Origin of the sequence: Mesorhizobium sp. M7A.F.Ca.US.005.03.2.1, from assembly GCF_003997795.1 — a bacterium.
In the GTDB taxonomy this organism is placed as follows: domain Bacteria; phylum Pseudomonadota; class Alphaproteobacteria; order Rhizobiales; family Rhizobiaceae; genus Mesorhizobium; species Mesorhizobium ciceri.
In genome coordinates, this window is sequence record NZ_RZRP01001156.1 from 1 (window position 1) to 1514 (window position 1514).

Annotated in this window: 1 pseudogene; it reads left to right on the forward strand. The window is 67.1% G+C overall.

The annotated features are described in order from the left end of the window. Positions 1 to 1514: pseudogene (locus EN991_RS35715) on the forward strand (sarcosine oxidase subunit alpha family protein); the annotation flags it as partial.

Consider the following 1514-nt stretch of genomic DNA (forward strand, 5'->3'; position numbering starts at 1 on the left):
GCCGGGCATCATGTCGGCGGATGCGGCGTTCGCCTATCTCCGGCGCCACGCTGTGCTGGTCGGCCGCCGCATCATCGTCGCCACCAACAATGACAGCGCCTATGAGGTGGCGGGGGCGCTTGCCGAGGTCGGCGCCGAAGTCAGGCTTGTCGATATCCGGCGTGACGGCACGCCTGCGGCGGCGGCCAATGTCCGGCTGATCAAGGGGCGTTCTCTCGCATCCGCCAGCGGCAAGCTGCGCGTCGACGGCGTGACGCTCGACGACGGCACGAGGTTCGATGCCGATTGCGTTGTGGTCTCGGGCGGCTGGACGCCGACCATTCATCTCTTCGGCCAGGCCAAGGGCAAGCTCGCCTGGAGCGATGCGCGCGCGGCCTTCCTGCCGGGCGAACCGGTCGGCGGTATCGCCGTGGTCGGCGCCGCAGCCGGCGCGGTCTCCTTGTCGGAGGTGTTTGCCGGCGTGGAAAAGGCATTCGCCGGCAAGGAGAACGCGGCAACACCACGCAGCACCGGGCCGGAGGCGACGGACGGCATTCTCCCGGCCTGGCCGATGCCGGGCTCGAAAGGCCGCATCTGGATCGACTACCAGAACGACGTGACGGTGAAGGACGTCGAGCTGGCCGCACGCGAAAACTTCGTCTCGGTCGAACATCTGAAGCGCTACACCACGCTCGGCATGGCGACCGACCAGGGCAAGACCTCCAACGTGCCCGGCCTGGCGCTGATGGCAGGGATTACCGGCCGCACGGTGCCGGAGGTCGGCACCACCACCTACCGGCCGCCGTTCACGCCGGTGCCGCTGGCAAGCTTTGCCGGCGCGCGCGTCGGTGAGTTGATGGCGCCGGTACGGCGGCTGCCGCTCGAAAACGTCCATCGCGCCAGCGGCGCTGTCTTCCAGGAATATGGCGGCTGGTTGCGGCCTGCTCATTATGGCGGCAACGCGGACGCGGAACGTTCGATCGCGGACGAGGCGCGACGTGCGCGCCAGTCGGTCGCGCTGTTCGATGGTTCGACGCTCGGCAAGATCGAGGTGATCGGGCCGCAGGCGGCGGCGTTCGTCGATTTCCTCTACTACAACACCATGTCAACATTGAAACCGGGCCGCTGCCGCTATGGCTTCATGCTGTCTGAGAACGGCGTGGTCTTCGACGACGGCGTGCTGGTGCGGCTGGACGAGCATCGCTTCGTCGTGTCGTGCTCGTCCTCGCATGTCGCCGCCGTCCATGCGCGGCTGGAGGAATGGCGCCAGGACCGTTTTGGCCGCGGCGCCGTCTACATCCACAACGCCACACCGGACATGGCGACACTGACCGTTTCGGGGCCAAATGCCCGCAAGCTGCTGGAAAAGCTGCATCTTGGCCTCTCGCTCGACGATGCCGACCTGCCGCATATGGCGATCGGTCATGGCACTTATGCCGGCGACGAAGTCCGCATCGCCCGCGTCAGTTTCACCGGCGACAGGAGCTACGAGATTTCGATCCGGGCCGACCACGCCGAGCCGCTATGGGCGCATC